This window comes from Paraburkholderia sp. BR13444 (genome assembly GCF_040948755.1).
GTDB lineage: Bacteria > Pseudomonadota > Gammaproteobacteria > Burkholderiales > Burkholderiaceae > Paraburkholderia > Paraburkholderia youngii.
The window spans coordinates 278,570-298,729 of record NZ_JBFPKM010000001.1; the positions used below are offsets into that span (position 1 = coordinate 278,570).

Annotated in this window: 16 protein-coding genes; 10 read left to right on the plus strand and 6 right to left on the minus strand. The window is 64.7% G+C overall.

The window, feature by feature from the left end:
• The first annotated feature begins 169 nt into the window (after window positions 1-169).
• Window positions 170-493 carry a hypothetical protein gene (locus AB3X95_RS01215; protein WP_176108923.1) on the plus strand — a complete coding sequence of 108 codons (324 nt, stop codon included), beginning with the start codon at window positions 170-172 and terminating at the stop codon, window positions 491-493.
• Window positions 494-862: 369 nt separating this feature from the next.
• On the opposite strand, the gene AB3X95_RS01220 is transcribed toward AB3X95_RS01215, so the two are convergent.
• Both AB3X95_RS01220 and AB3X95_RS01225 read right to left on the minus strand, forming a co-directional pair.
• Window positions 863-1,114, minus strand: coding sequence for a hypothetical protein (locus AB3X95_RS01220; RefSeq protein WP_176108922.1), 252 nt, complete (start codon window positions 1,112-1,114; stop codon window positions 863-865).
• Window positions 1,115-1,433: 319 nt separating this feature from the next.
• A complete protein-coding gene (locus tag AB3X95_RS01225) occupies window positions 1,434-1,835 on the minus strand; it encodes a transposase (RefSeq protein ID WP_013089147.1) in 402 nt (133 codons plus the stop codon).
• Window positions 1,836-2,241: 406 nt separating this feature from the next.
• On the opposite strand from AB3X95_RS01225, the gene AB3X95_RS01230 reads away from it, so the two are divergent.
• The 9 genes from AB3X95_RS01230 to truB all read left to right on the plus strand — a co-directional run bounded on the left by AB3X95_RS01230 (window position 2,242) and on the right by truB (window position 14,965).
• Window positions 2,242-3,144, plus strand: a complete 903-nt coding sequence (locus AB3X95_RS01230) for a LysR family transcriptional regulator (RefSeq protein ID WP_013089149.1) — start codon at window positions 2,242-2,244, stop codon at window positions 3,142-3,144.
• A gap of 198 nt (window positions 3,145-3,342) precedes the next feature.
• Complete coding sequence (locus AB3X95_RS01235) at window positions 3,343-4,563, plus strand: pyridoxal phosphate-dependent aminotransferase (RefSeq protein ID WP_368620474.1); 1,221 nt, start codon at window positions 3,343-3,345, stop codon at window positions 4,561-4,563.
• Between the two features lie 365 nt (window positions 4,564-4,928).
• Window positions 4,929-5,981 carry an SMC-Scp complex subunit ScpB gene (gene scpB, locus AB3X95_RS01240; protein ID WP_176365759.1) on the plus strand — a complete coding sequence of 351 codons (1,053 nt, stop codon included), beginning with the start codon at window positions 4,929-4,931 and terminating at the stop codon, window positions 5,979-5,981.
• Window positions 5,982-6,044: 63 nt separating this feature from the next.
• Window positions 6,045-7,787, plus strand: coding sequence for a 23S rRNA pseudouridine(2605) synthase RluB (gene rluB / locus AB3X95_RS01245; RefSeq protein ID WP_368620475.1), 1,743 nt, complete (start codon window positions 6,045-6,047; stop codon window positions 7,785-7,787).
• Window positions 7,788-8,412: 625 nt separating this feature from the next.
• Window positions 8,413-8,871, plus strand: a complete 459-nt coding sequence (gene rimP / locus AB3X95_RS01250; RefSeq protein ID WP_006052964.1) for a ribosome maturation factor RimP — start codon at window positions 8,413-8,415, stop codon at window positions 8,869-8,871.
• Entirely contained in the window at window positions 8,868-10,343 is a 1,476-nt protein-coding gene (gene nusA / locus AB3X95_RS01255; RefSeq protein ID WP_176120042.1) for a transcription termination factor NusA, read from the plus strand. Before rimP ends, nusA begins: the two co-directional genes overlap by 4 nt.
• A 94-nt stretch (window positions 10,344-10,437) precedes the next feature.
• On the plus strand, window positions 10,438-13,365 hold the full coding sequence (infB, locus tag AB3X95_RS01260) for a translation initiation factor IF-2 (RefSeq protein WP_368620476.1): 2,928 nt from the start codon (window positions 10,438-10,440) through the stop codon (window positions 13,363-13,365).
• 220 nt (window positions 13,366-13,585) lie between these two features.
• The gene (rbfA, locus tag AB3X95_RS01265) at window positions 13,586-13,951 is read left to right on the plus strand and encodes a 30S ribosome-binding factor RbfA (RefSeq protein ID WP_008922231.1); all 366 of its coding nucleotides are present in this window, start codon (window positions 13,586-13,588) and stop codon (window positions 13,949-13,951) included.
• A 78-nt stretch (window positions 13,952-14,029) separates the two neighbouring features.
• Window positions 14,030-14,965 carry a tRNA pseudouridine(55) synthase TruB gene (truB, locus tag AB3X95_RS01270; RefSeq protein WP_176108915.1) on the plus strand — a complete coding sequence of 312 codons (936 nt, stop codon included), beginning with the start codon at window positions 14,030-14,032 and terminating at the stop codon, window positions 14,963-14,965.
• A 122-nt stretch (window positions 14,966-15,087) separates the two neighbouring features.
• Here the strand turns inward: truB and AB3X95_RS01275 are convergent, their stop codons facing one another.
• The 4 genes from AB3X95_RS01275 to AB3X95_RS01290 all read right to left on the minus strand — a co-directional run bounded on the left by AB3X95_RS01275 (window position 15,088) and on the right by AB3X95_RS01290 (window position 20,098).
• A complete protein-coding gene (locus tag AB3X95_RS01275; protein ID WP_368620477.1) occupies window positions 15,088-16,650 on the minus strand; it encodes a DHA2 family efflux MFS transporter permease subunit in 1,563 nt (520 codons plus the stop codon).
• Between the two features lie 34 nt (window positions 16,651-16,684).
• A complete protein-coding gene (locus tag AB3X95_RS01280; RefSeq protein WP_176120038.1) occupies window positions 16,685-17,926 on the minus strand; it encodes an EmrA/EmrK family multidrug efflux transporter periplasmic adaptor subunit in 1,242 nt (413 codons plus the stop codon).
• A gap of 83 nt (window positions 17,927-18,009) precedes the next feature.
• A complete protein-coding gene (locus tag AB3X95_RS01285) occupies window positions 18,010-19,530 on the minus strand; it encodes an efflux transporter outer membrane subunit (RefSeq protein WP_176120037.1) in 1,521 nt (506 codons plus the stop codon).
• Between the two features lie 52 nt (window positions 19,531-19,582).
• Window positions 19,583-20,098 (minus strand): MarR family winged helix-turn-helix transcriptional regulator, encoded by a 516-nt coding sequence (locus AB3X95_RS01290; protein WP_184225603.1) that lies wholly within the window; start codon window positions 20,096-20,098, stop codon window positions 19,583-19,585.
• Between the last annotated feature and the right edge of the window lie 62 nt (window positions 20,099-20,160).

The window sequence follows — 20,160 nt, forward strand, 5'->3', positions numbered from 1 at the left end:
TGCCGTTCTGACGGGGGTTCCGAAAACGAGACCAGGCAGCATCTGGCGGAAATCCGCTGTCGAACAGGCGGCGAGCTTCTGACCAGGAGCGGGTGCTACGCGCGTCGCCGGTGGCGCAGCGACGCGTGGGCATGAATGTGTCATAGCTGCACTTTAAGAAAGAAGTGAGATGACCACGTATTCCAACGAAGCGGTACTTGAAGCGCTGCGGCGAGCGCAATATCGCCAGGTTCCCTGGGCCAGAAGGCCGGGTGTCTTCCAATATCTTCGCGCGCTGGGGCTGATGGACACCGTTCGTCAGCGAACCGTCGCACCGGCGCCGGGCTTTCATGCCCCCGTCGACATCGCCGTGCTCACCGAACGCGGCAAAGCGGAGTTTGTGCGGCTCGAGCACGACGAGCGTCTGCTCACATGGACAGCGCAACGCATGAATGATTACGTTCTCGGCGCGGCTGAAACGCAGTCCGCGGCGACAGCCGAAGTCAGGCCTTAGCTCAAGGTTCATCGCTTATCTGAATCACTGTCCGCCCGGGCCTGTCACCCCCACGGCGGGCGGTCTCTACCGTCGGCCGGTCGCTGTGCGCGTCCGCGGGCGACTCTCGGCTTCCCCATCGACGATGCGGCGACGCGTTCCGCGCCGGCCGTTTGCCGTTGCGCGCCTGTCATGCCATCAACGCCACGGGGGCGAAAAAAAGCCCGTATCACGAGGATACGGGCATACCGGAATTACTACTGCCACGCTGTGCTAATGGCGTTGAGTCAGACTGGTGCCGCGTCCGGTGGTTCCCCGACCGTGCATACGGAATGCGAGAGACTTGGTGCCGCGTCGCACGACGCGCCATCCATGCGGCGACACACGACATCAGCGCCGTCGCTGTTCCGCGCGCGGCGCATCGGGCCGTGCCCGCACATTGCTGGCGATATCGCCGCGCAGATCGCCTCGCGGCGTCGGCGGCGTGAAGTCGCGATTGTGGGCCTCGCTTTGCTGCCACGCTTCCAGCGTAGCCTGACGGTCCGGGCGCCAGTTCCACCCTTGCGGGCGTTGTTGGGCAAATGCCGGCGCGGCCATCGATGAAATCACAATGCCGCACAACAGCAGTGACATTGGTTTCATTCCGAAATCCCCCTCAACCTCGAGCGCGTCGACTCGAGGCCTGTTTGCATAGGTATTAAGTTATGCCGGGGTAAGAAAGGGTGCTGTAATTAATAGTAAATGGATGTTTCACCCGGAGCTATCGGGCAGTTTGCGAGTCTGAGGCAGAGCGCAACGATCATTCCGTGCGGATGGCGCGCCGAAAGCGGGCGCGAAACCCGGGAGCGTGCCGCGGCGACCGTCAAATGCTGGCGGGTCGGGGCGTGCACGCAATCGAGAATAAGGCGGCTGGATAAAAAACCGGGCGCCCGCAGGCGCCCGGTGACAACGTAGTTTCGCGTCAGGCCATCTTGACCGGCGCGCGCCACGATTCCGGATTGGTCCAGAACGCGCCGCGCATACGGTCGCGGCTCGGTGGTGCCGGCGGTTTCGCGGCCGTTGCGCCGATCCTGCCGCGCAACGAGATTTCACGGCCGCTGGTGCCGAGCCGCTTCACAATTTCAGCGAGCGTGCCATCGGCCTGCCACTCGTCGAAACGCCGGCGGCAAGTCGGCGGGGACGGATAGCGGCCCGGCAGCTTGGACCAGCCTTCGCCCGTCGACAACACCCAAAGTACGGCGTTGACCACCGCCCGAGCTTCCACGCGCGGTCGACCGCGCCGTTCGCTGCGCGCCGGCTCGGCACAGAACAAAGCCTCAACCAGCGCCCACTCGTTATCTCTCAAATCGTCGAACAGCATCATGTATCACCTCAGCGAAGCTAACTCCGGTGCGCTGCCCCGCGCCGCGCACTCTTCATACACTCGATAGGCGAGTGCCAAAGGGGACGGACTTGCCACGGATTGCCATTTCAGTCGGAAATCATGGCGCCCACCCTGCGCGTCTCGTAACGCACGAAGTGTGCCAATTTGATATCGATTGCCTGAAAGCCCCGTGGCGGCGGGCCAACGCGGGCGCCAACCAGGGCCGTATATGAATCCAAAAAGCCCATCTCGCAAATCGGGACAATCACCAATCTTGTGCAGATGGGCCCGGCCAGCGGGCGTTCGCGCCTTTTTGCTGCATCGCGATGCCCGTTGTGACCGACGCTATGCCGCGCGGATTTAACCTACAATGTGCATTAAATCGCCTTATTGATGAGGTCAACAAATGAATGTCACGCTGCGACAGCTCAGGGTTTTCATCGAGGTGGCGCGCTTGCAAAGCTTCAGTCGGGCCGGCGATGAAATCGGCCTCACACAGTCGGCGGTCAGTCGCTGCGTGCGCGAGCTCGAAGGCGAAATCGGCCTGAAGCTCATCGATCGCACGACGCGCGAAGTGCAACTAACCGACGTCGGAGGCAATCTGGTGTCGAGCGTGTCGCGGCTGCTGTCGGATCTGGACGACGCGTTGCGCGAGATCCGCGAAATCGGCGAGCAGCGGCGTGGACGCGTGGTGGTCGCGGCGAGCCCGACCGTCGCGTGCCGGCTGATGCCGCGTGTGGTCGCGTCGTGCGGGCAGCAGTTTCCTTATGTGACGCTTGGCCTGCGCGACGACGTGCAAAGCGACGTGGTGCGCAAGGTGAAGTCGGGTGAAGTGGACTTCGGCGTGATCATCGGTCCGTTCTCCGACGACGACCTGCTCAGCGAGACGCTGATGACCGACTCGTTCTGCATCGTGTCGCGTGACGATCACCGGCTCGCCGCGCGCAAACAGGTTACGTGGAAGGACCTCGACGGCGAGCAACTCGTGATGCTCGACTATGCGTCCGGCAGCCGCCCGCTCATCGACGCCGTGATGCAGGCACAGGGTGTGAACGCCACCGTGGTGCAGGAACTCGGCCATTCGGCGACGGTGTTCGGGCTCGTCGAGGCGGGCGTCGGCATCAGCGTGCTGCCGTGGCTCGCGCTGCCGCTGCCGGCGGGGGCGTCGCTGGTCGCGCGTCCGCTGGTGCCGCGCGCGGAGCGACGCGTCGAGTTGGTGCGGCGGCGCGACCGGTCGCTGTCGCCCGCGGCCGAGGCGGTGTGGAATCTGATCCGGCAGTTGCCCGGGCGGGCCGAGGAGTTGAATTAACGGGCGGGATCGTCTGCGGTCTGTCCGACTTGTGGAGGCGGTGGACCTGTCGGTGGACCTGTAGGCCTGGCCCGCCGCCCACCCGGCGTCTGCTTCGCCGCTGTCCGGTCGCCCGGCGCGCTAAACTACCGCCGTCATCGCGCAAGCCTTCGCGGTTGCGCCCAGAGCCCCTTATCCTCCACCCTTCCGGAAGCCTCGATGAGCGAATTGGAGCTGCCCGTGCCCCCCATCCCGAATGCGCGCGACGCCGTGCGCGCGCTGCGTCCATCACAAATCCGGGAAGTCGCGAACGCCGGTTTCGGCGTCGACGACGTGCTGCCGTTCTGGTTCGGCGAGTCCGACCGGGTCACACCCGCATTCATCCGCGACGCCGCGAGCACCGCGCTCGCCGCCGGCGCGACGTTTTACACACACAACCTCGGCATCGCGCCGTTGCGCGCGGCGCTCGCGGGCTACGTCAGCGAACTGCACGGCGCAACGTCACTGGAGCACATCGCGGTTACGAGCGCGGGCGTCAACGCGCTGATGCTCGCCGCGCAACTGGTGGTCGGCGCCGGTGACCGGGTCGTTGCGGTGACACCGCTATGGCCGAATCTGGTCGAGATTCCGAAGATTCTCGGCGCGCATGTCGAAACCGTCGCGCTCGGCTACGGTGAACGCGGTTGGGCGCTCGACGTCGGGCAATTGCTTGCCGCGCTGACACCCGACACGAAGATGCTGATGATCAACTCGCCGAACAATCCGACCGGCTGGGTGATGAATCGCGACGATCAGCGCACCGTGCTCGAACACTGCCGGCGGCACGGTATCTGGATCGTCGCGGACGAGGTCTACGAGCGGCTCTACTATCCCGGTGATGACGCGGCGCAGGCGGCCGGCGCGCGCACGGCGCCTTCGTTTCTCGATCTCGCGACGCGCGACGAACGCGTGATCTGCGTGAATTCGTTTTCGAAAGCCTGGCTGATGACCGGGTGGCGGCTTGGCTGGATCGTCGCCCCGGCCGCGTTGATGGATGACCTGGCGAAGCTGGTCGAGTACAACACGTCATGCGCGCCGTCGTTCGTGCAGCAGGCGGGCATCGCGGCGCTCGAACAGGGCGAGCGCTTTACGCAGGAGCTGGTGCGCGACCTGAGGAGCTCGCGTGATCATCTGGTGCGCGCGCTGTCGACAGTTCCCGGCGTCGACGTGAAGGCTCCGCTGGGCGCGATGTATCTGTTCTTCGCGATGCCGGGCTCGACGCGCAGTCTCGATTTGTGCAAGGCGATGGTGCGTGAGGTCGGGCTCGGCGTGGCACCGGGCAGCGCGTTCGGGCCGCAAGGCGAGGGGTTCGTGCGCTGGTGCTATGCGTGCGATACGACGCGGCTCGATGGGGGCGTCGAGCGCTTGATGCGGTTTCTGGCGCGCCGCGCCGGCGCGTGAGCGCATGGCGTCGCGTATTGTCCTGGCGCGCCGCAAGCGGCGAAAGGCCGCGAATCGTGGAAATCTTCTCACTGGCGACCCGGTTCCGGCGAGCGCGGGCACACCGGTCGCCGCCGCGGCAGAAGATGCACGGAGGATCGCGGCTTTACGCCCCGGTCGTTTTTGCGTAATATGGCGCTCAGTTCACGCGAATCCTTTCAGGAATATCGCCGCTCCGTCCGGCTGGGTCTGGCTCGATAAGTCTGTTCGCCACCCCCCGGTGCGTGCTCCCATCAATATGACCGATCAGAATCGGGCGAGCGCGTCTTCAGTTCCACATCGTCTGTTTGATCCGGTTCTTTGACCACAGGGTCTGACCTAGCTGCATGAATACCCAAGAGGCGAAGATCGTCCTCGAGACTGCCTTGATCTGCGCGCAGGAGCCGTTAAAGCTCGGCGAATTGCGCAAGCTCTTTGCCGACGGCGTGTCGGCAGACACTGTTCGGACTTTGCTCGAAGACCTGAAGCGGGACTGGTCCGGGCGCGGTGTGGAGTTGGTCGGGCTGGCGTCGGGCTGGCGGTTTCAAAGCAAGCCCGCGATGCGTTCGTATCTGGATCGACTGCATCCGGAAAAACCGCCGAAATATTCGCGCGCGGTGCTCGAAACGCTCGCGATCATTGCCTACCGGCAACCGGTGACGCGGGGCGATATCGAAGAAATTCGCGGTGTGACGGTGAATACGCAGGTCGTCAAGCAGCTCGAGGATCGCGGCTGGATCGAGGTGATCGGTCATCGCGACGTGCCGGGGCGTCCAGCGCTGTATGCGACCACGCGTCAGTTCCTCGACGACCTTGGCCTAACAGCGCTCGACGAATTGCCGCCGCTGGCCGATCCGTCCGCGCAACTGAACGCAGATCTGCTCGGTCAGCACGCAATCGAATTTGCCGAAGGCGACGCGCATAGCGTGCCGCAGCCAGATCAGGATGCAGGACTCGACACGGCGGGTGACGCGGGCGAGCCGGCTTCGCCGGAAGCGGGGCAGCAGTCGGCGTCGGGATTTGCAGCAGCGCCGCCCGAGACCGTAGCCGCGTCGACGTTCGAGTCGGAGCCCCGTGCAGAAGCGACTGGGCAGTCCGGCACGACGAATGCGTCAAGTGCATCAGATGTGTCGAGCGCGCCGCACGACACGCAACAACAGCCCGAACCGGCACCCACGGCAACGCAGACCAGCGTCGCCGGTTCGGCACAGTATCAAGATCCGGTCGCCCCGACCGATCCGGCAACACCCGCGCACGACTCGGGCGTGGCTCGCAATCCGGAGCACGCCGCCGAGCCGAACCCGATCGAGGCGGCGCACGACGGTCCCGAGGATCGCCGCGATGCCGCGCAGGACGCAGGTTTTCTGACCGACGACGAAACCGAGTCGCGCAGCGCCTGACGTAACCGAACTTTTTTGCCGCGCCCGCAATGGGCGCGCGCGACCTGACATTTTGAGGTTGTTTTGACACATACCCACGACACCGATTCGTCCGAATCCGAGCGCCCCGTGCCGTCGGCGCGGACCGACGAACGCACTACGCAAGCGTCGGCAGGCGAGGGCGAGCGCCCGGCTCACGGCGCGGAAGCAGAGGGCGAAGAGCGCCCCCGCCGCGGTCTGCGTCGCGGGCCGCGCAGCCTGATCGCGCGACGCCGCGCCGGCGCGAAGACGAAGGCAGCCGAGGGCGCGCCGGTCGTCGCCGAAACACCGCCGGACGGCGAGGTTGGCGCCCAGGCGCGTGCACCGCGCAAGGACGCGGGCGCGAAACAGGGCGGACGTCGCAATGCCGGCGGCGCGGCGAAGCGCGAGGGCGCGCCGCGCGAAGGTCAACGTGAGGGCCAGCGCCAGAATCGACGCGGCGCCGATGCGGCCGCGGCTACCGAATCGGCTCAGGACGATCTGTTCTCGTACGTGACGTCGCCTGCATTCGATGCCGACAACACCACGACTGGCGGCGTACGCGCGCCGATGCTGCGCCGTGGCAAGGCAGCGGGCCCGAAGCGGGTGTTGTCACCCGATGACGACGCGCCGAAGCTGCATAAGGTGCTCGCCGAGGCGGGCATGGGCTCGCGCCGCGACATGGAAGAGCTGATCATCGCCGGCCGCGTGTCGGTGAACGGCGAGCCGGCGCACATCGGCCAGCGCATCATGCCGACCGATCAGGTCCGCATCAACGGCAAGCCGGTCAAGCGCAAGCTCGCCAGCAAGCCGCCGCGCGTGCTGCTGTACCACAAACCGACCGGCGAAATCGTCAGCCACGCGGACCCGGAAGGCCGTCCATCGGTGTTCGACAAGCTGCCGCCGATGAAAACCGCCAAGTGGGTTGCGGTCGGGCGTCTCGACTTCAACACCGAAGGTCTGCTGATGCTGACCACATCGGGCGATCTCGCGAACCGCTTCATGCATCCGCGCTATAGCGTCGAGCGCGAATATGCGGTGCGTGTCGTCGGCGAACTGGCCGAGGGTATGCGCCAGAAACTGCTGCACGGCGTCGAACTCGAGGACGGCCCGGCGAACTTCCTGCGCATCCGCGATGGCGGTGGCGAAGGCACTAATCACTGGTACCACGTCGCGCTCGCCGAAGGGCGGAATCGCGAAGTGCGCCGCATGTTCGAGGCGGCCGGCCTGATGGTCAGCCGGCTGATCCGCACGCGTCATGGCCCGATCTCGCTGCCGCGTGGTCTGAAGCGCGGCCGCTGGGAAGAACTCGAGGACAATCAGGTGCGCGCGCTGATGGCCTCGGTCGGCCTGAAGGCGCCGACCGAGGAACGCGGTAGCCGCAATGCGGCGCCGGAGCGTCGTCAGCCGGATCCGATGCAGACGTCGATGGGCTTCATCAGCCGCGAGCCAGTGCTGATGTCGCATAGCCGCTTCGAGCAGCAGCCGCGCGGCCAGGGCCGCCGCGGCGCGGCGGGCGGCGGCTTCGGCGCGGGCATGGGGAGCGGCGCTGGTTTCGGTGCCGGCGCAGGCAAGCGTGGCAGCGGGGGGCAGCGCGGCCGCGACGTCGACGGCAATCGCGCGCCGTCGCCCAACGGCAATCGTGCGCGCACGGGCGGCAAGCGTGCCGGCCCGGCCGGCAACAGCGGCGGCAATCGCGGGCCGGGTGGCAATCGTGGCGGCAACACCAACCGCGCCGGTGGTAACGCGGGTCCGGGTGGCGCGAATCGTGGCGGTGGAACGGCGCGCGGTCGCTCGCGGGGCCGTTAAGCGGGGCGCTGTACCGATGCGGTCATACCCTTCGGTACAGTTCGTACGACCTGCAAGGCGACGGCCGCTTCAGACGGCTCGTTCGGCGAACGCGACGCACGTCAATGCGGAGTGCTTGCCGGACGAGCCGTTTTTTGTTCTTGCCGATTTGATGCCGCCTCTCTTTTGCTGCGTTCAAGCGAGCGGCTTTCCGATGCGTCAAACTCCGTGCGAGACGGCGCCGAATGCCATAAGGACGATTCACCGCAACGCGCTGGGGTAACCTGTCCGGCTCCCTTTCCGCACGGCTCGCGCGACCTTGCAAAACCCCGGATTTGCCGCCACATTGTCGAAAGATTCCTATCAAATCAAGCGGAAATGCGCATCGCCCGTCGTTCTGCAGATTGCCTTTGGGCCGAAAAATGGCTACAATCGCGAAGTCGCTGGGCGTACGGTTTCATGTGCGGCTCAGGTGCGACCACCGGCAATAAGATGATGGGCGTTCAGCCCATTTTTTTTTTGCCGCTCAGTTCATCGTGGTTCGGCATCTCGGGTTCGCACCAACGTGCGCCGGCTTGGCGCGCGGCCCGCATTGGTTGTTTGCAGAAGAGGCGAGGCTCGCTGCGCGAACATCTAAGAGGGCACTGTGCAACTGACGGAACTGATTGAAACCACGGTCGTGGGACTCGGCTACGAGCTCGTCGATCTCGAGCGCACCGGGCGCGGCATGTTGTGTATCTATATCGACCAGCCAGCCGGAATCGCAATCGAAGACTGCGAGAAAGTCACGCGTCAGCTCCAGCACGTTCTGACGGTCGAAAATATCGATTACGAGCGGCTCGAAGTTTCGTCGCCCGGTCTCGACCGCCCGCTGAAAAAACTGGCGGATTTTGAACGTTTCGCGGGCAGCGAAGCGGTTATCACACTGAAAAAGCCATTGGACGGTCGGAAATCGTACCGGGGTATTTTGCATGCTCCGCAGGGCGAGACGATCGGTCTGGAATTTGAAGGAAAAGAAGGCGCCGCGATGCTCGATTTCACGCTCGCGGACATGGACAAGGCGCGCCTTGTTCCGAAAGTTGACTTTAGGAGCCGCAAACAATGAGTCGCGAAGTGTTGATGCTGGTGGATGCGCTGGCACGCGAGAAGAATGTCGACAAGGACGTGGTATTTGCCGCGCTCGAAGCGGCTCTCGCTTCGGCCTCCAAGAAACTCTTCGAAGAAGATGCGGATATCCGCGTCCACATCGACCGTGAAAGCGGCGAGCACGAAACGTTTCGCCGCTGGAAAGTGGTGCCGGACGAAGCCGGTCTGCAGGAGCCGGATCAGGAAATCCTGCTGTTCGAGGCGCGCGAGCAGCAGCCCGACATCCAGCTCGACGAGTTCATCGAGGAGCCGGTGCCGTCGATCGAATTCGGCCGTATCGGCGCGCAGGCCGCCAAGCAGGTGATCCTGCAGAAGGTGCGCGATGCCGAGCGCGAGCAGATCCTGAACGACTTCCTCGAGCGCGGCGAACACATCATGACCGGCTCGGTGAAGCGCCTCGACAAGGGCAACTTCATCGTCGAGTCGGGCCGAGTCGAAGCGCTGCTGCGCCGCGACCAGCTGATCCCGAAGGAAAACCTTCGCGTGGGCGACCGCGTGCGCGCGTATATCGCGAAGGTCGACCGCACCGCGCGTGGTCCGCAGATCGAGCTGTCGCGTACGGCGCCGGAATTCCTGATGAAGCTGTTCGAGATGGAAGTGCCGGAAATCGAGCAGGGCCTGCTCGAGATCAAGGCGGCGGCTCGCGATCCGGGTGTGCGCGCGAAGATCGGCGTGGTCGCTTATGACAAGCGCATCGATCCGATCGGCACCTGCGTCGGTATTCGTGGCTCGCGTGTGCAGGCAGTGCGCAACGAGCTCGGTGGCGAAAACGTCGACATCGTGCTATGGTCGGAAGACCCCGCCCAGTTCGTGATCGGCGCGCTCGCGCCGGCAGCCGTGCAGTCGATCGTCGTCGATGAAGAAAAGCATTCGATGGACGTCGTCGTCGACGAGAACGAACTCGCGGTCGCGATCGGCCGCAGCGGCCAGAACGTGCGACTTGCCAGCGAGCTCACCGGTTGGCAGATCAACATCATGACGCCGGACGAATCTGCGCAGAAGCAGAATCAGGAGCGCGGCGTCCTGCGTGACCTGTTCATGGCGCGTCTCGATGTCGACGAGGAAGTCGCCGACATCCTGATCGACGAAGGCTTCACGAGCCTGGAAGAGATCGCCTACGTGCCGCTCAACGAAATGCTCGAAATCGAGGCATTCGACGAAGACACCGTTCACGAACTGCGCAACCGCTCGCGCGACGCGCTGTTGACGATGGCAATCGCGAACGAAGAAAAGGTCGAGAATGTAGCGCTCGACCTGAAGAGCCTGGACGGCATGGACGCCGACTTGCTCGCGAAACTGGCCGAACATCAGATCCAGACGCGCGACGAACTCGCCGAGCTGGCCGTGGATGAACTGGTCGAGATGACTGGGATGGGAGAGGATGCCGCTAAGGCGTTGATCATGAAAGCACGTGAACACTGGTTCCAGTGAGAAATGACCATGGCGCACTGAATTGAACGCGGCCGCGAGGCCGCATGACCCGATGCTAACCGCAAGGAATCGGTCCTTGCATTAAGAGGAATGAATGGCGAGTAACAACGTAGCCCAATTTGCCGCGGAACTGAAAATGCCTGCTGGCGTGCTGCTCGAGCAGCTGCAGGCAGCGGGCGTCCAGAAAGCGAGCGAAGACGACAACCTGTCCGAGGCGGACAAGGCGCGTCTGCTCGATCACTTGCGCAAGTCGCATGGCTCGAACGATGCCGACAAGCGCAAGATCACGCTGACGCGCCGGCATACGTCGGAGATCAAGCAGTCCGATGCGACGGGCAAAGCTCGCACCATTCAGGTCGAGGTGCGCAAGAAGCGCACGTTCGTCCGCCGCGACGAGACCGTCGCGGAAGGCGGGGATGCATCGAATCATGTGGCCGAAAGCGCGGACGTCGAAGATCTCGAACTGCAGCGTCGTGAGGAAGAAGCACGTCACGAAGCCGAGCTGCTGGAAAAGCAGGCGCAGGAGCTGAAGGCGCGTCAGGAACAGCTCGAGCGCGAAGAGGCCGAGCGTCAGGCGCGCGAGCAGGCTGCGGAAGCCGAGCGTCAGCGCGCGGAAGAAGAAGCGAAGAAGCGCGCAACGGCTGCGGCCGAGGCCGCGGCTCGAGAGAAGGCTCAGCAGGCGGCGGCGCAAGCCGCTGCGCCGGTTGCCGCGAAGGCAAGCGAGCAGGACGACGAACGCGCGGCAGCGGAACGCGCCGCGCAACGTGAAGCTGCGAAGAAAGCGGAAGACGCTGCGCGCGTGGCTGCCGAAAAGGCGCGCGCCGAACAGGAAGAAATCGCCAAGCGCCGTGCCGCGGCCGAAGCCGAAGCGCGCGCGATTCGCGAAATGATGAACACGCCGCGCAAGGCGCAGGTGAAGGCGCCGGAACCGGCACCGAAGCCTGTTGAGCCGGCCAAGGCGGCCGAAGCCAAGGGTACGCTGCACAAGCCGGCGCGTCCGGCTGGCGAAGCACCGGCTCGCCCGGCAGCCAGGAAGCCGGTAGCCGCGGCTCCGGCACCCGCAAGCGCTCCGTCCGCGGGCGACAAAAAGAAGCCCGGCGCCGGCGGCAAGGGCGGCGGCAACTGGCAGGACGACGCAGCGAAGCGCCGCGGCATCAAGACGCGCGGCGATTCGAGCGGCGGCGTCGATCGCGGCTGGCGCGGCGGTCCGAAGGGTCGTGGCAAGCATCAGGAGCAGACCACCACGTTCCAGGCGCCGACCGAACCGATCGTGCGTGAAGTGCACGTGCCGGAAACCATCACGGTGGCGGATCTCGCGCACAAGATGGCGGTGAAGGCTTCGGAAGTCATCAAGGTGATGATGAAGCTCGGCCAGATGGTCACGATCAACCAGATGCTGGACCAGGAAACGGCGATGATCATCGTCGAGGAACTGGGCCACCGTGCGCTCGCGGCGAAGCTGGACGATCCGGAAGCCATGCTGGTCGAAGGCGAAGCGAGCGATGCCGAAGCGCTGCCGCGTCCGCCGGTCGTTACCGTGATGGGTCACGTCGACCACGGCAAGACCTCGCTGCTCGACTACATTCGCCGCGCGAAGGTTGCGGCAGGCGAAGCGGGCGGTATTACGCAGCACATCGGCGCTTACCACGTGGACACGCCGCGCGGCGTGATCACGTTCCTCGACACGCCGGGTCACGAAGCCTTTACGGCAATGCGTGCCCGCGGTGCGAAGGCGACCGACATCGTGATTCTGGTGGTGGCCGCCGACGACGGCGTGATGCCGCAGACAAAGGAAGCGATCTCCCACGCGAAGGCTGGCGGCGTGCCACTCGTCGTCGCGATCAACAAGATCGACAAGCCGGAAGCGAATCCGGAGCGCGTGAAGCAGGAACTCGTCACGGAAGGCGTCGTGCCGGAAGAGTACGGCGGTGACTCGCCGTTCGTGCCGGTGTCGGCGAAGACCGGCGCGGGCATCGACGATCTGCTCGAAAACGTGCTGCTGCAGGCCGAAGTGCTGGAATTGAAGGCACCGGTCGAATCGCCGGCCAAGGGGCTCGTGATCGAAGCGAAGCTCGACAAGGGTAAGGGTCCGGTTGCAACGATCCTCGTCCAGTCGGGTACGCTGAACCGTGGCGACGTCGTGCTGGCAGGCAGCGCCTACGGTCGCGTGCGGGCCATGCTCGACGAAACCGGCAAGCCGACCAAGTCCGCTGGTCCGTCGATCCCGGTCGAAATTCAGGGTCTGTCGGAAGTGCCGCAGGCTGGCGAAGAAGTGATCGTGATGCCGGACGAGCGCAAGGCGCGTGAAGTTGCGCTGTTCCGTCAGGGTAAGTTCCGCGACGTCAAGCTCGCCAAGCAGCAGGCCGCGAAGCTCGAGACCATGCTCGAGCAGATGGGCGAAGGCGAAGTGCAGTACATGCCGCTCATCGTCAAGGCCGACGTGCAGGGTTCGCAGGAAGCGCTGGTGCAGTCGCTGCAGAAACTCTCCACCGACGAAGTGCGCGTGCAGATCGTGCATGGCGCGGTCGGCGGCATCAGCGAGTCGGACGTCAACCTCGCGACGGCGTCGAAGGCGGTCATCATCGGCTTCAACACCCGCGCGGATGCGCAGGCTCGCAAGCTCGCGGAAGCCAATGGCGTCGATATCCGCTACTACAACATCATCTACGACGCCGTGGATGACGTGAAGGCGGCGATGTCGGGCATGCTGGCGCCGGAGAAGCGCGAGGTCGTGACGGGCACGGTCGAAGTGCGCCAGGTCTTCAAGGTACCGAAGGTCGGCACGGTGGCGGGCTGTATGGTCACGGACGGTTTCGTCAAGCGCTCGTCGTCGGTGCGCGTGCTGCGCAACAACGTCGTCATCTTCACGGGCGAGCTCGATTCGCTCAAGCGCTTCAAGGACGATGTGAAGGAAGTCCGTCAAGGCTTCGAGTGCGGTATGTCGATCAAGAACTTCAACGATATCGTCGAAGGCGATCAGTTCGAAGTCTTCGAGGTCACCGAAGTCGCGCGTACGCTGTAATCTACGCGAATCGGCACAACGGGCGGAACGGGCTTGACGCCCGCTCCGCCCGTTGTTTTTGGGTCCGCTGCGTCGAGTTTGTCGCTGGCTTCGTTGCCGCGTTCGTCGCAAATGGACTCTCACTGGCCGCGGCGAGCGCGACGCCGTCGTATCGAACGGATAACGAACACGGCTCGCGCGAACCAATTTTTGCATCCGTTATAGCGGAGCACTTAACACCATGCCTAAGAAACGTACTACTCCCAATCGCAACGTGCAGATCGCCGATCAGATCCAGCGCGACCTGGCCGAGCTGCTGCGCGAGGTCAAGGATCCGCGCATCGGCATCGTCACGTTTCAGAGCGTCGAGCTGACACCCGACTACGCGCACGCGAAGGTCTACTTCACGACGCTGACGGGCGACCCGCAGCAGACGCTCGAAGCGCTGACGCACGCGGCCGGCCATCTGCGCAATCTGCTGTTCAAGCGCCTGCATATCCATACGGTGCCGACGCTGCATTTCCACTACGACAAGACGATCGAGCGCGCCGTGGAGATGTCGCGGTTGATCGACGAGGCAAATTCCACGCGCGCGAAAGACGACTGAGCGTCTGCCATGCCGTCGCGTTCCATGTAGCGCGCGGCGCCGTTTTTCGTGTTTCCCGAACGTTCTGCCTCCCTAGACATGACCGCACCTCAACGCCCCCGCGTGCCGCGTCGCGCGCTCGACGGCGTGCTGCTCCTCGACAAGCCGCTTGGCCTGTCGAGCAACGACGCGCTGGTTCGCGCGAAACGTCTCTATCTGGCGAAAAAGGCGGGCCACACCGGCACGCTCGATCCGCTCGCTACCGGCTTGCTGCCGCTGTGTTTCGGCGAGGCGACCAAGTTTTCGCAAGACCTGCTCGAAGCCGACAAGACCTACGAGGCCACGATGCGCCTCGGCATCCGCACAACCACCGGCGATGCCGAGGGCGAGGCGCTCGACATCCGCGCCGTCGACTGCGACGAAGCGGCGGTGCGGGCGGCCTTGCCGAGATTCATCGGCGAGATCGTTCAGGTTCCGCCGATGTACTCGGCGCTCAAGCGCGACGGCAAGCCGCTGTATGAGTACGCGCGCGCCGGCCAAACGGTCGAGCGCGAAGGGCGGCACGTGACGATTCACGCGCTCGAGCCGATTGCGTGCGCGCTGCCGGATGTCACGTTTCGCGTGACGTGCAGCAAGGGCACGTACGTGCGCACGCTTGCCGAGGATATCGGCGAGGCGCTCGGCTGCGGCGCGCATCTGGTCGCGCTGCGCCGTACGGGCGTCGGCGCGCTGACGCTCGACCATTCGGTCACGCTCGACGCGTTGAGCGACGCGACCCTACCCGAACGCGACGCATGGCTGCAACCGGTCGACGCGTTGCTGTCGACGTTCCCGCAGGTCACGCTGAACGACGACGACACGCGTCGCTTCTTGCACGGCCAGCGCCTGAAGCTGTCGTCGTTGACGATCGCCGCCGATGCCGTGAATGCCCCGCGCGTGAGGGTGTACTCGGCGCAAGGGCGGCTTCTGGGGGTCGCGAAACCGGGCGAAGGCGTGCTCGCACCCGAACGTCTGGTCGTGACGACGGAGAGCTAGGGGCCGCCGTTTTTCCAGCACGGCGCGGACAATAAAAAAGCGGGAACGCCATCGTGCGATCCCGCTTTTTTATGCCCTACAGTGGAGCCGGTCGAACTCGAGCAACACCGCGAACAACCCACTCAATGCGCCGCAGCCGCCGCCGCTCCCGAGTCACCACCCGCTCGTTCCGGCCGCGTGATCCAGATCAGCGCGATCAGCGCGACGAAAATACCGGCCGAAATGAAGAACAGATCGTTCACGCCGAGTTGCGCCGCCTGCTGCGTGACCATGGTATTGAAGAGACCATAGGTCTGCTGTTGATCCAGGCCCGCTGCGCCCATCTGATGAATCGACTGACCAAACACCGGGTTGTAAGCGTTCGCCTGCTCGGTCAGTTGTGCGTGATGCATGATCGTGCGGTGATCCCACGCGGTCTGGAAAATCGACGTGCCGATACCGCCGCACATGATCCGCACGAAGTTCGACAGCCCCGAGGCCGCCGGAATCCGATGGCCCGGCAAGCCCGACAGCGTGATCGACACGAGCGGAATGAAGAAGCCGGCCATGCCGATTCCCTGAATCAGCGTCGGCAGCATCAGTGAGTACGTATCGACGCCCTTCGTATAGCGCGAGCGCATCCAGAAACACAGCGCGAAAATCAGGAACGACAGCGTCGCGATATAGCGCGGATCGGTGCGCGGCAACACCTTGCCGGTGATCGGCGACAACAGGGTCGCGAACACGCCGACGGGCGCCATTACGAGTCCCGCTTCGGTCGCGGTGTAGCCGAGATCGGTCTGCAGCCACAGCGGCAACAACACGAGATTGCCGAAGTAAAGCCCATAGCCGATCGACAACGCGATCGTGCCGCCGGTGAAGTTACGCCGGCTGAACAGCGACAGGTCAACCACCGGATGCTCGGCCGTCAGCTCCCACACGATGAAAAACGCGAGCGCGATCACCGCGACGAGCGCTAGCACGACGATCGTCGTCGACGAGAACCAGTCGAGGTCCTTGCCCTTGTCGAGCATGACCTGAAGCGAGCCGACCCAGACGATCAGAAGACCGAGACCGACGCCGTCGATGGGTGCCTTCTTGATTACCGAGTCGCGGTTACGGAAGATCATCCACGTCGCGGCGGCCGCGACCGCGCCGACCGGAATGTTGACGTAGAAGATCCACGGCCACGAGATGTTGTCGGAAATCCAGCCGCCGAGAATCGGACCGGCAACCGGCGCGATCAGCGTGGTCATCGCCCACATCGATAGCGCCATTGGCGCCTTCGCGCGCGGATAGCTCGCGAGCAGCAGCGTTTGCGACAGCGGGATCATCGGGCCGGCCACCGCGCCTTGCAGCACGCGTGACGCGAGCAGGAACGGCAGGTTCGGCGACAGCCCGCACATCCATGACGACAGCACGAACAGCACGATGGACGCCATGAACAGCCGCACCTGGCCGATGCGGTCGGTGAGCCAGCCGGTCAGCGGTACCGAGATCGCGTTGGCCACCGCGAACGACGTGATCACCCAGGTGCCTTGGTCGGACGACACGCCGAGGTCGCCGGAAATCGACGGGATCGACACGTTGGCGATCGACGTGTCCAGCACGTTCATGAACACGGCGAGCGACACCGCGATGGTGCCGATCACCAGTTGTGCGCCTTCGAGCGGCGGGTGAGGGACTTGCGCCTGAGCCTGAGCCATTAAAAGAGCCTTCTAGGAATCGTCGGGCGGAGCCTTAGCTCTTATGGGCTGCCGGTTTCGTGGCGGCCGCGGCGCTTGCCGCGGTCGACTTCTGCGCGCCGCCGTTCGCGCTCTGGCCAGCGTTTTCCGCGATGATGCGCGCGATTTCCGCGTCGGCTTCCGCGCCGTACTTATCGAAGACGTTGGTCTGGTAAGCCGTGGACGGCGCCTGACCGAGCTGGCCGCCGGTGTCGTCCTTGATGTTCACGTCAGCCTGCATCGACAGGCCGATACGCAGCGGATGCTTCTCCAGTTCCTGCGGATCGAGCGAAATACGCACCGGCAGACGCTGCACGACCTTGATCCAGTTGCCGGTCGCGTTCTGCGCTGGCAGCAGCGAGAACGCCGAGCCCGTGCCGGCCGAGAAGCCGATCACCTTGCCGTGATAGGGCACCGACGAGCCGTAGACGTCGGCCGTCAGTTCGACCGGCTGGCCGATGCGCATGTGCTTCAGTTGCACTTCCTTGAAGTTCGCGTCGACCCACACGTCGTGCAGCGGCACGATCGCCATCAGCGGCGTGCCCGGCGATACGCGCTGGCCGACCTGCACCGAGCGTTTCGCGACATAGCCGGTGACTGGCGCGGGCAGCGTATTGCGAGCGTGGTTCAGGTACGCGTCGCGCAGCTTCGCGGCGGCGGCCTGCACGTTCGGGTGATTGGCGATCGTGGTGTTGGCGGTCAGCGCGCGGTTGGCCGCGAGTTGCTGTTTGGCGGCGTCGAGCGCGGCTTGTGCGCTCTTCACGGCGTCGCGTGCGTGCGAGATTTCTTCCTGCGATACCGCGCCGGTCTGCGCCACCGTCATCCGGCGCTTCAGGTCGTCCTGGGCTCGCGACAGGTCGGCCTGGCTCGCTGCGACCCGCGCTTCGTACTGGCTGTCGTCGGCGAACAGGCCACGCACCTGGCGCACCACCTGCGCAAGGTTGGCCTCGGCCTGTTCGAGCGCGACGCGCGCGTCGGCCGGGTCGAGCACGACGAGCGGGTCGCCGGCCTTGACGACCTGGGTGTCGTCCGCATTGACCGCGATCACGGTGCCCGTGACCTGCGGCGTGATCTGCACGACGTTGCCGCTCACGTAGGCGTCGTCGGTGTCTTCATGAAAGCGTGCGTCGAGGAAGTAGTACAGGCCGTACGCGACCGCGGCAATCAGGATCACGATGACGAGCAGCGTCATCATGCGCTTGCGTTTGCCGTTGTTGGCCGCTTGCGGTGGAGTGGCGGGCTGCTGGGGGGTGCTCATTGATGTGCTCCGGGTTCTTTTGAACGTCGTCGTTTATTCGGGTGTTCGTGTGTATGCGTGTGGGTTGGCGCGGGCGGTCTCGCTCAGTTCGCGGCGGTGCTCGTGGCGTGGTTCGCGGCGTTGGCCGCTGCGGGAGCATCGGTCGGCACGACGAGACCGGTCTGAGTCGCGTCGAAGCCGCCGCCCAGTGCCTTGATCAGGCCGATCTGCAGACTGCGGCGGCGCATCTGCAGACCGGTGACCGTCTGCTCGGCGGCGAGGCGGTTGTCGTCCGCGGTCAGCACCTGCAGTTGCGGCGACAGCCCGGCCTTATAGCGGATCACGGCCAGCTGGTACGCCTTGCTCGACGCCTCGAGCGCGCGCTGGGCGTCGCCTTCCTGGCGGTCGATCGAGCGGATCGACGACACCTGCGTGGACACGTCCTGCAGCGCGTTGATCAGCGTCTGGTTGTAGTTCGCGACGTCGCCCTCGAAGTCGGCGTAGCGGCCCTTCAACTGCGCGCGCAACGCGCCGGCGTCGAAGAGCGGCAGATGGATCGCTGGGCCGAACTGGATCTGACGGCTCGACGAGGTCAGGAAACGGCCCCAGCCGAAGGCGTCGAAGCCGAAGCCGGCCGCGAGATTCACGTCCGGAAAGAACTCGGCTTTCGCTTCCTTGACGTCGTGCATCGCGGCCTCGACCTGCCAGCGCGCGGCGACGATGTCCGCGCGACGCGCCACGAGGTCGGCCGGGATGTTGTCCGGTAGCGCGACCACGTTGCCGCCGGTGAGCACCGGCTTGTCGATCTGCAGGCCGCGGTCCGGGCCTTTGCCGAGCAGCGCGCCCAACTGGTAGCGCACGACGGTGATCTGGCCGTCGAGGTCGGTCAGGTTCGACTGGCTCGTCGCGATGTTGCCGGCGGCGGTCTGCTTCTCGACGTTGGTGTCGAGACCGGCCTTCACGCGGTTATCCGTGATACGGCCGACGTCCTGGCGGTTCGCGATTTCACGGGCGGCGATGTCGCGGAACGCGTACAGCTGCGCGAGCTGATTGTAGGTGCTCGCGACCGACGCGGCGAGCGTCACGCGCGCCTGCTGCATGTCGGCTTCGGCGGCTTTCTGCTGCGATACGGCCTGGCCGAGGCGCTGACGATTCTTGCCCCACAGGTCGAGATCCCACGACGCGCTCGCGAGCACGTTGTTCTCGCTAAACCAGCTGCCGCCGAACGGAGGCGGGAAGAGGGCGTTCGCCGAGTACAGTTCGCGGGTCCACGAATAGCTTAGTTCGGCCTTCGGGAACAGCGCCGAGCGCGAGCTTTCGATATACGACGAAGCCTTCGCGAGCCGCGCCTGCGCCTGGGCGATCGACGGGCTGCCCTCGAGCGCTTCCGCGATCAGCTTCGGCAGTTGCGGGTCCCCGAACTGGTTGGCCCAGTCGAGCGATGGCCACTGGCCGCCCTCGTTGGGCAGACTCTGCGTCGACTCATACTGCGTCGGCGACGCGATCTGCTTGTCGCTCTTGACGCCGAAGTAGTTCGCGCAGCCTGTGAGGGCGAGCGCCGTCACCGCGGCGGCGACAGCAGCCCGGCTCGACAGCGCGGGCGCGGACAGGGAAAGGGATTTCATCGCTCGACTCTTCTTTGAGTGGAATGTATTGATGGATGCAGCAAGCAAGCCATTACGATTTGTTATCGGGATGGCTTGAGGCATCGCGGGAAAGTCCCGAGTGTTCGCCGGAATTGGCGAGCACGCGGCGCAGCATGCTCTTCAGGAAGCCCACTTCCTCCGGGGTGAACCCGTTCAGCAGGGTATCGAGCACGCCGTTGAAAATTGCCGGCATACGGGCCGCGATCGCATTGCCTTCCGGCGTCAAGGCGAGGCGCACGACCCGCCGGTCTTCGTTACTACGCACCCGCGTGAGCAGGCCACGCTTTTCGAGCCGGTCGATCAGGCGCGTGACGGCGCTTGCGTCGATACCATATTCACGCGCCAACTCGGCCGCGAGCAGGCATTTGCCGCTCGCCACCATGAACAGGATGCTGCCTTGCTGGCTAGTGATGCCGAGCTCGGCCATGCTGCGCTGCGTAACCAGATTGTGCAGAGTCGATTTCACCCGCGAGATGAGATAACCGACGCTTTCGCCGAGTTGATACTCGCTGAGATCCGGCGTGGGTTCGTTGGACGGCTCCGTCATGATTCTCGTGCGATTGCAATGGTTGACTAGGCATTAGTATAGCTGGCTGTTGATTGACACGA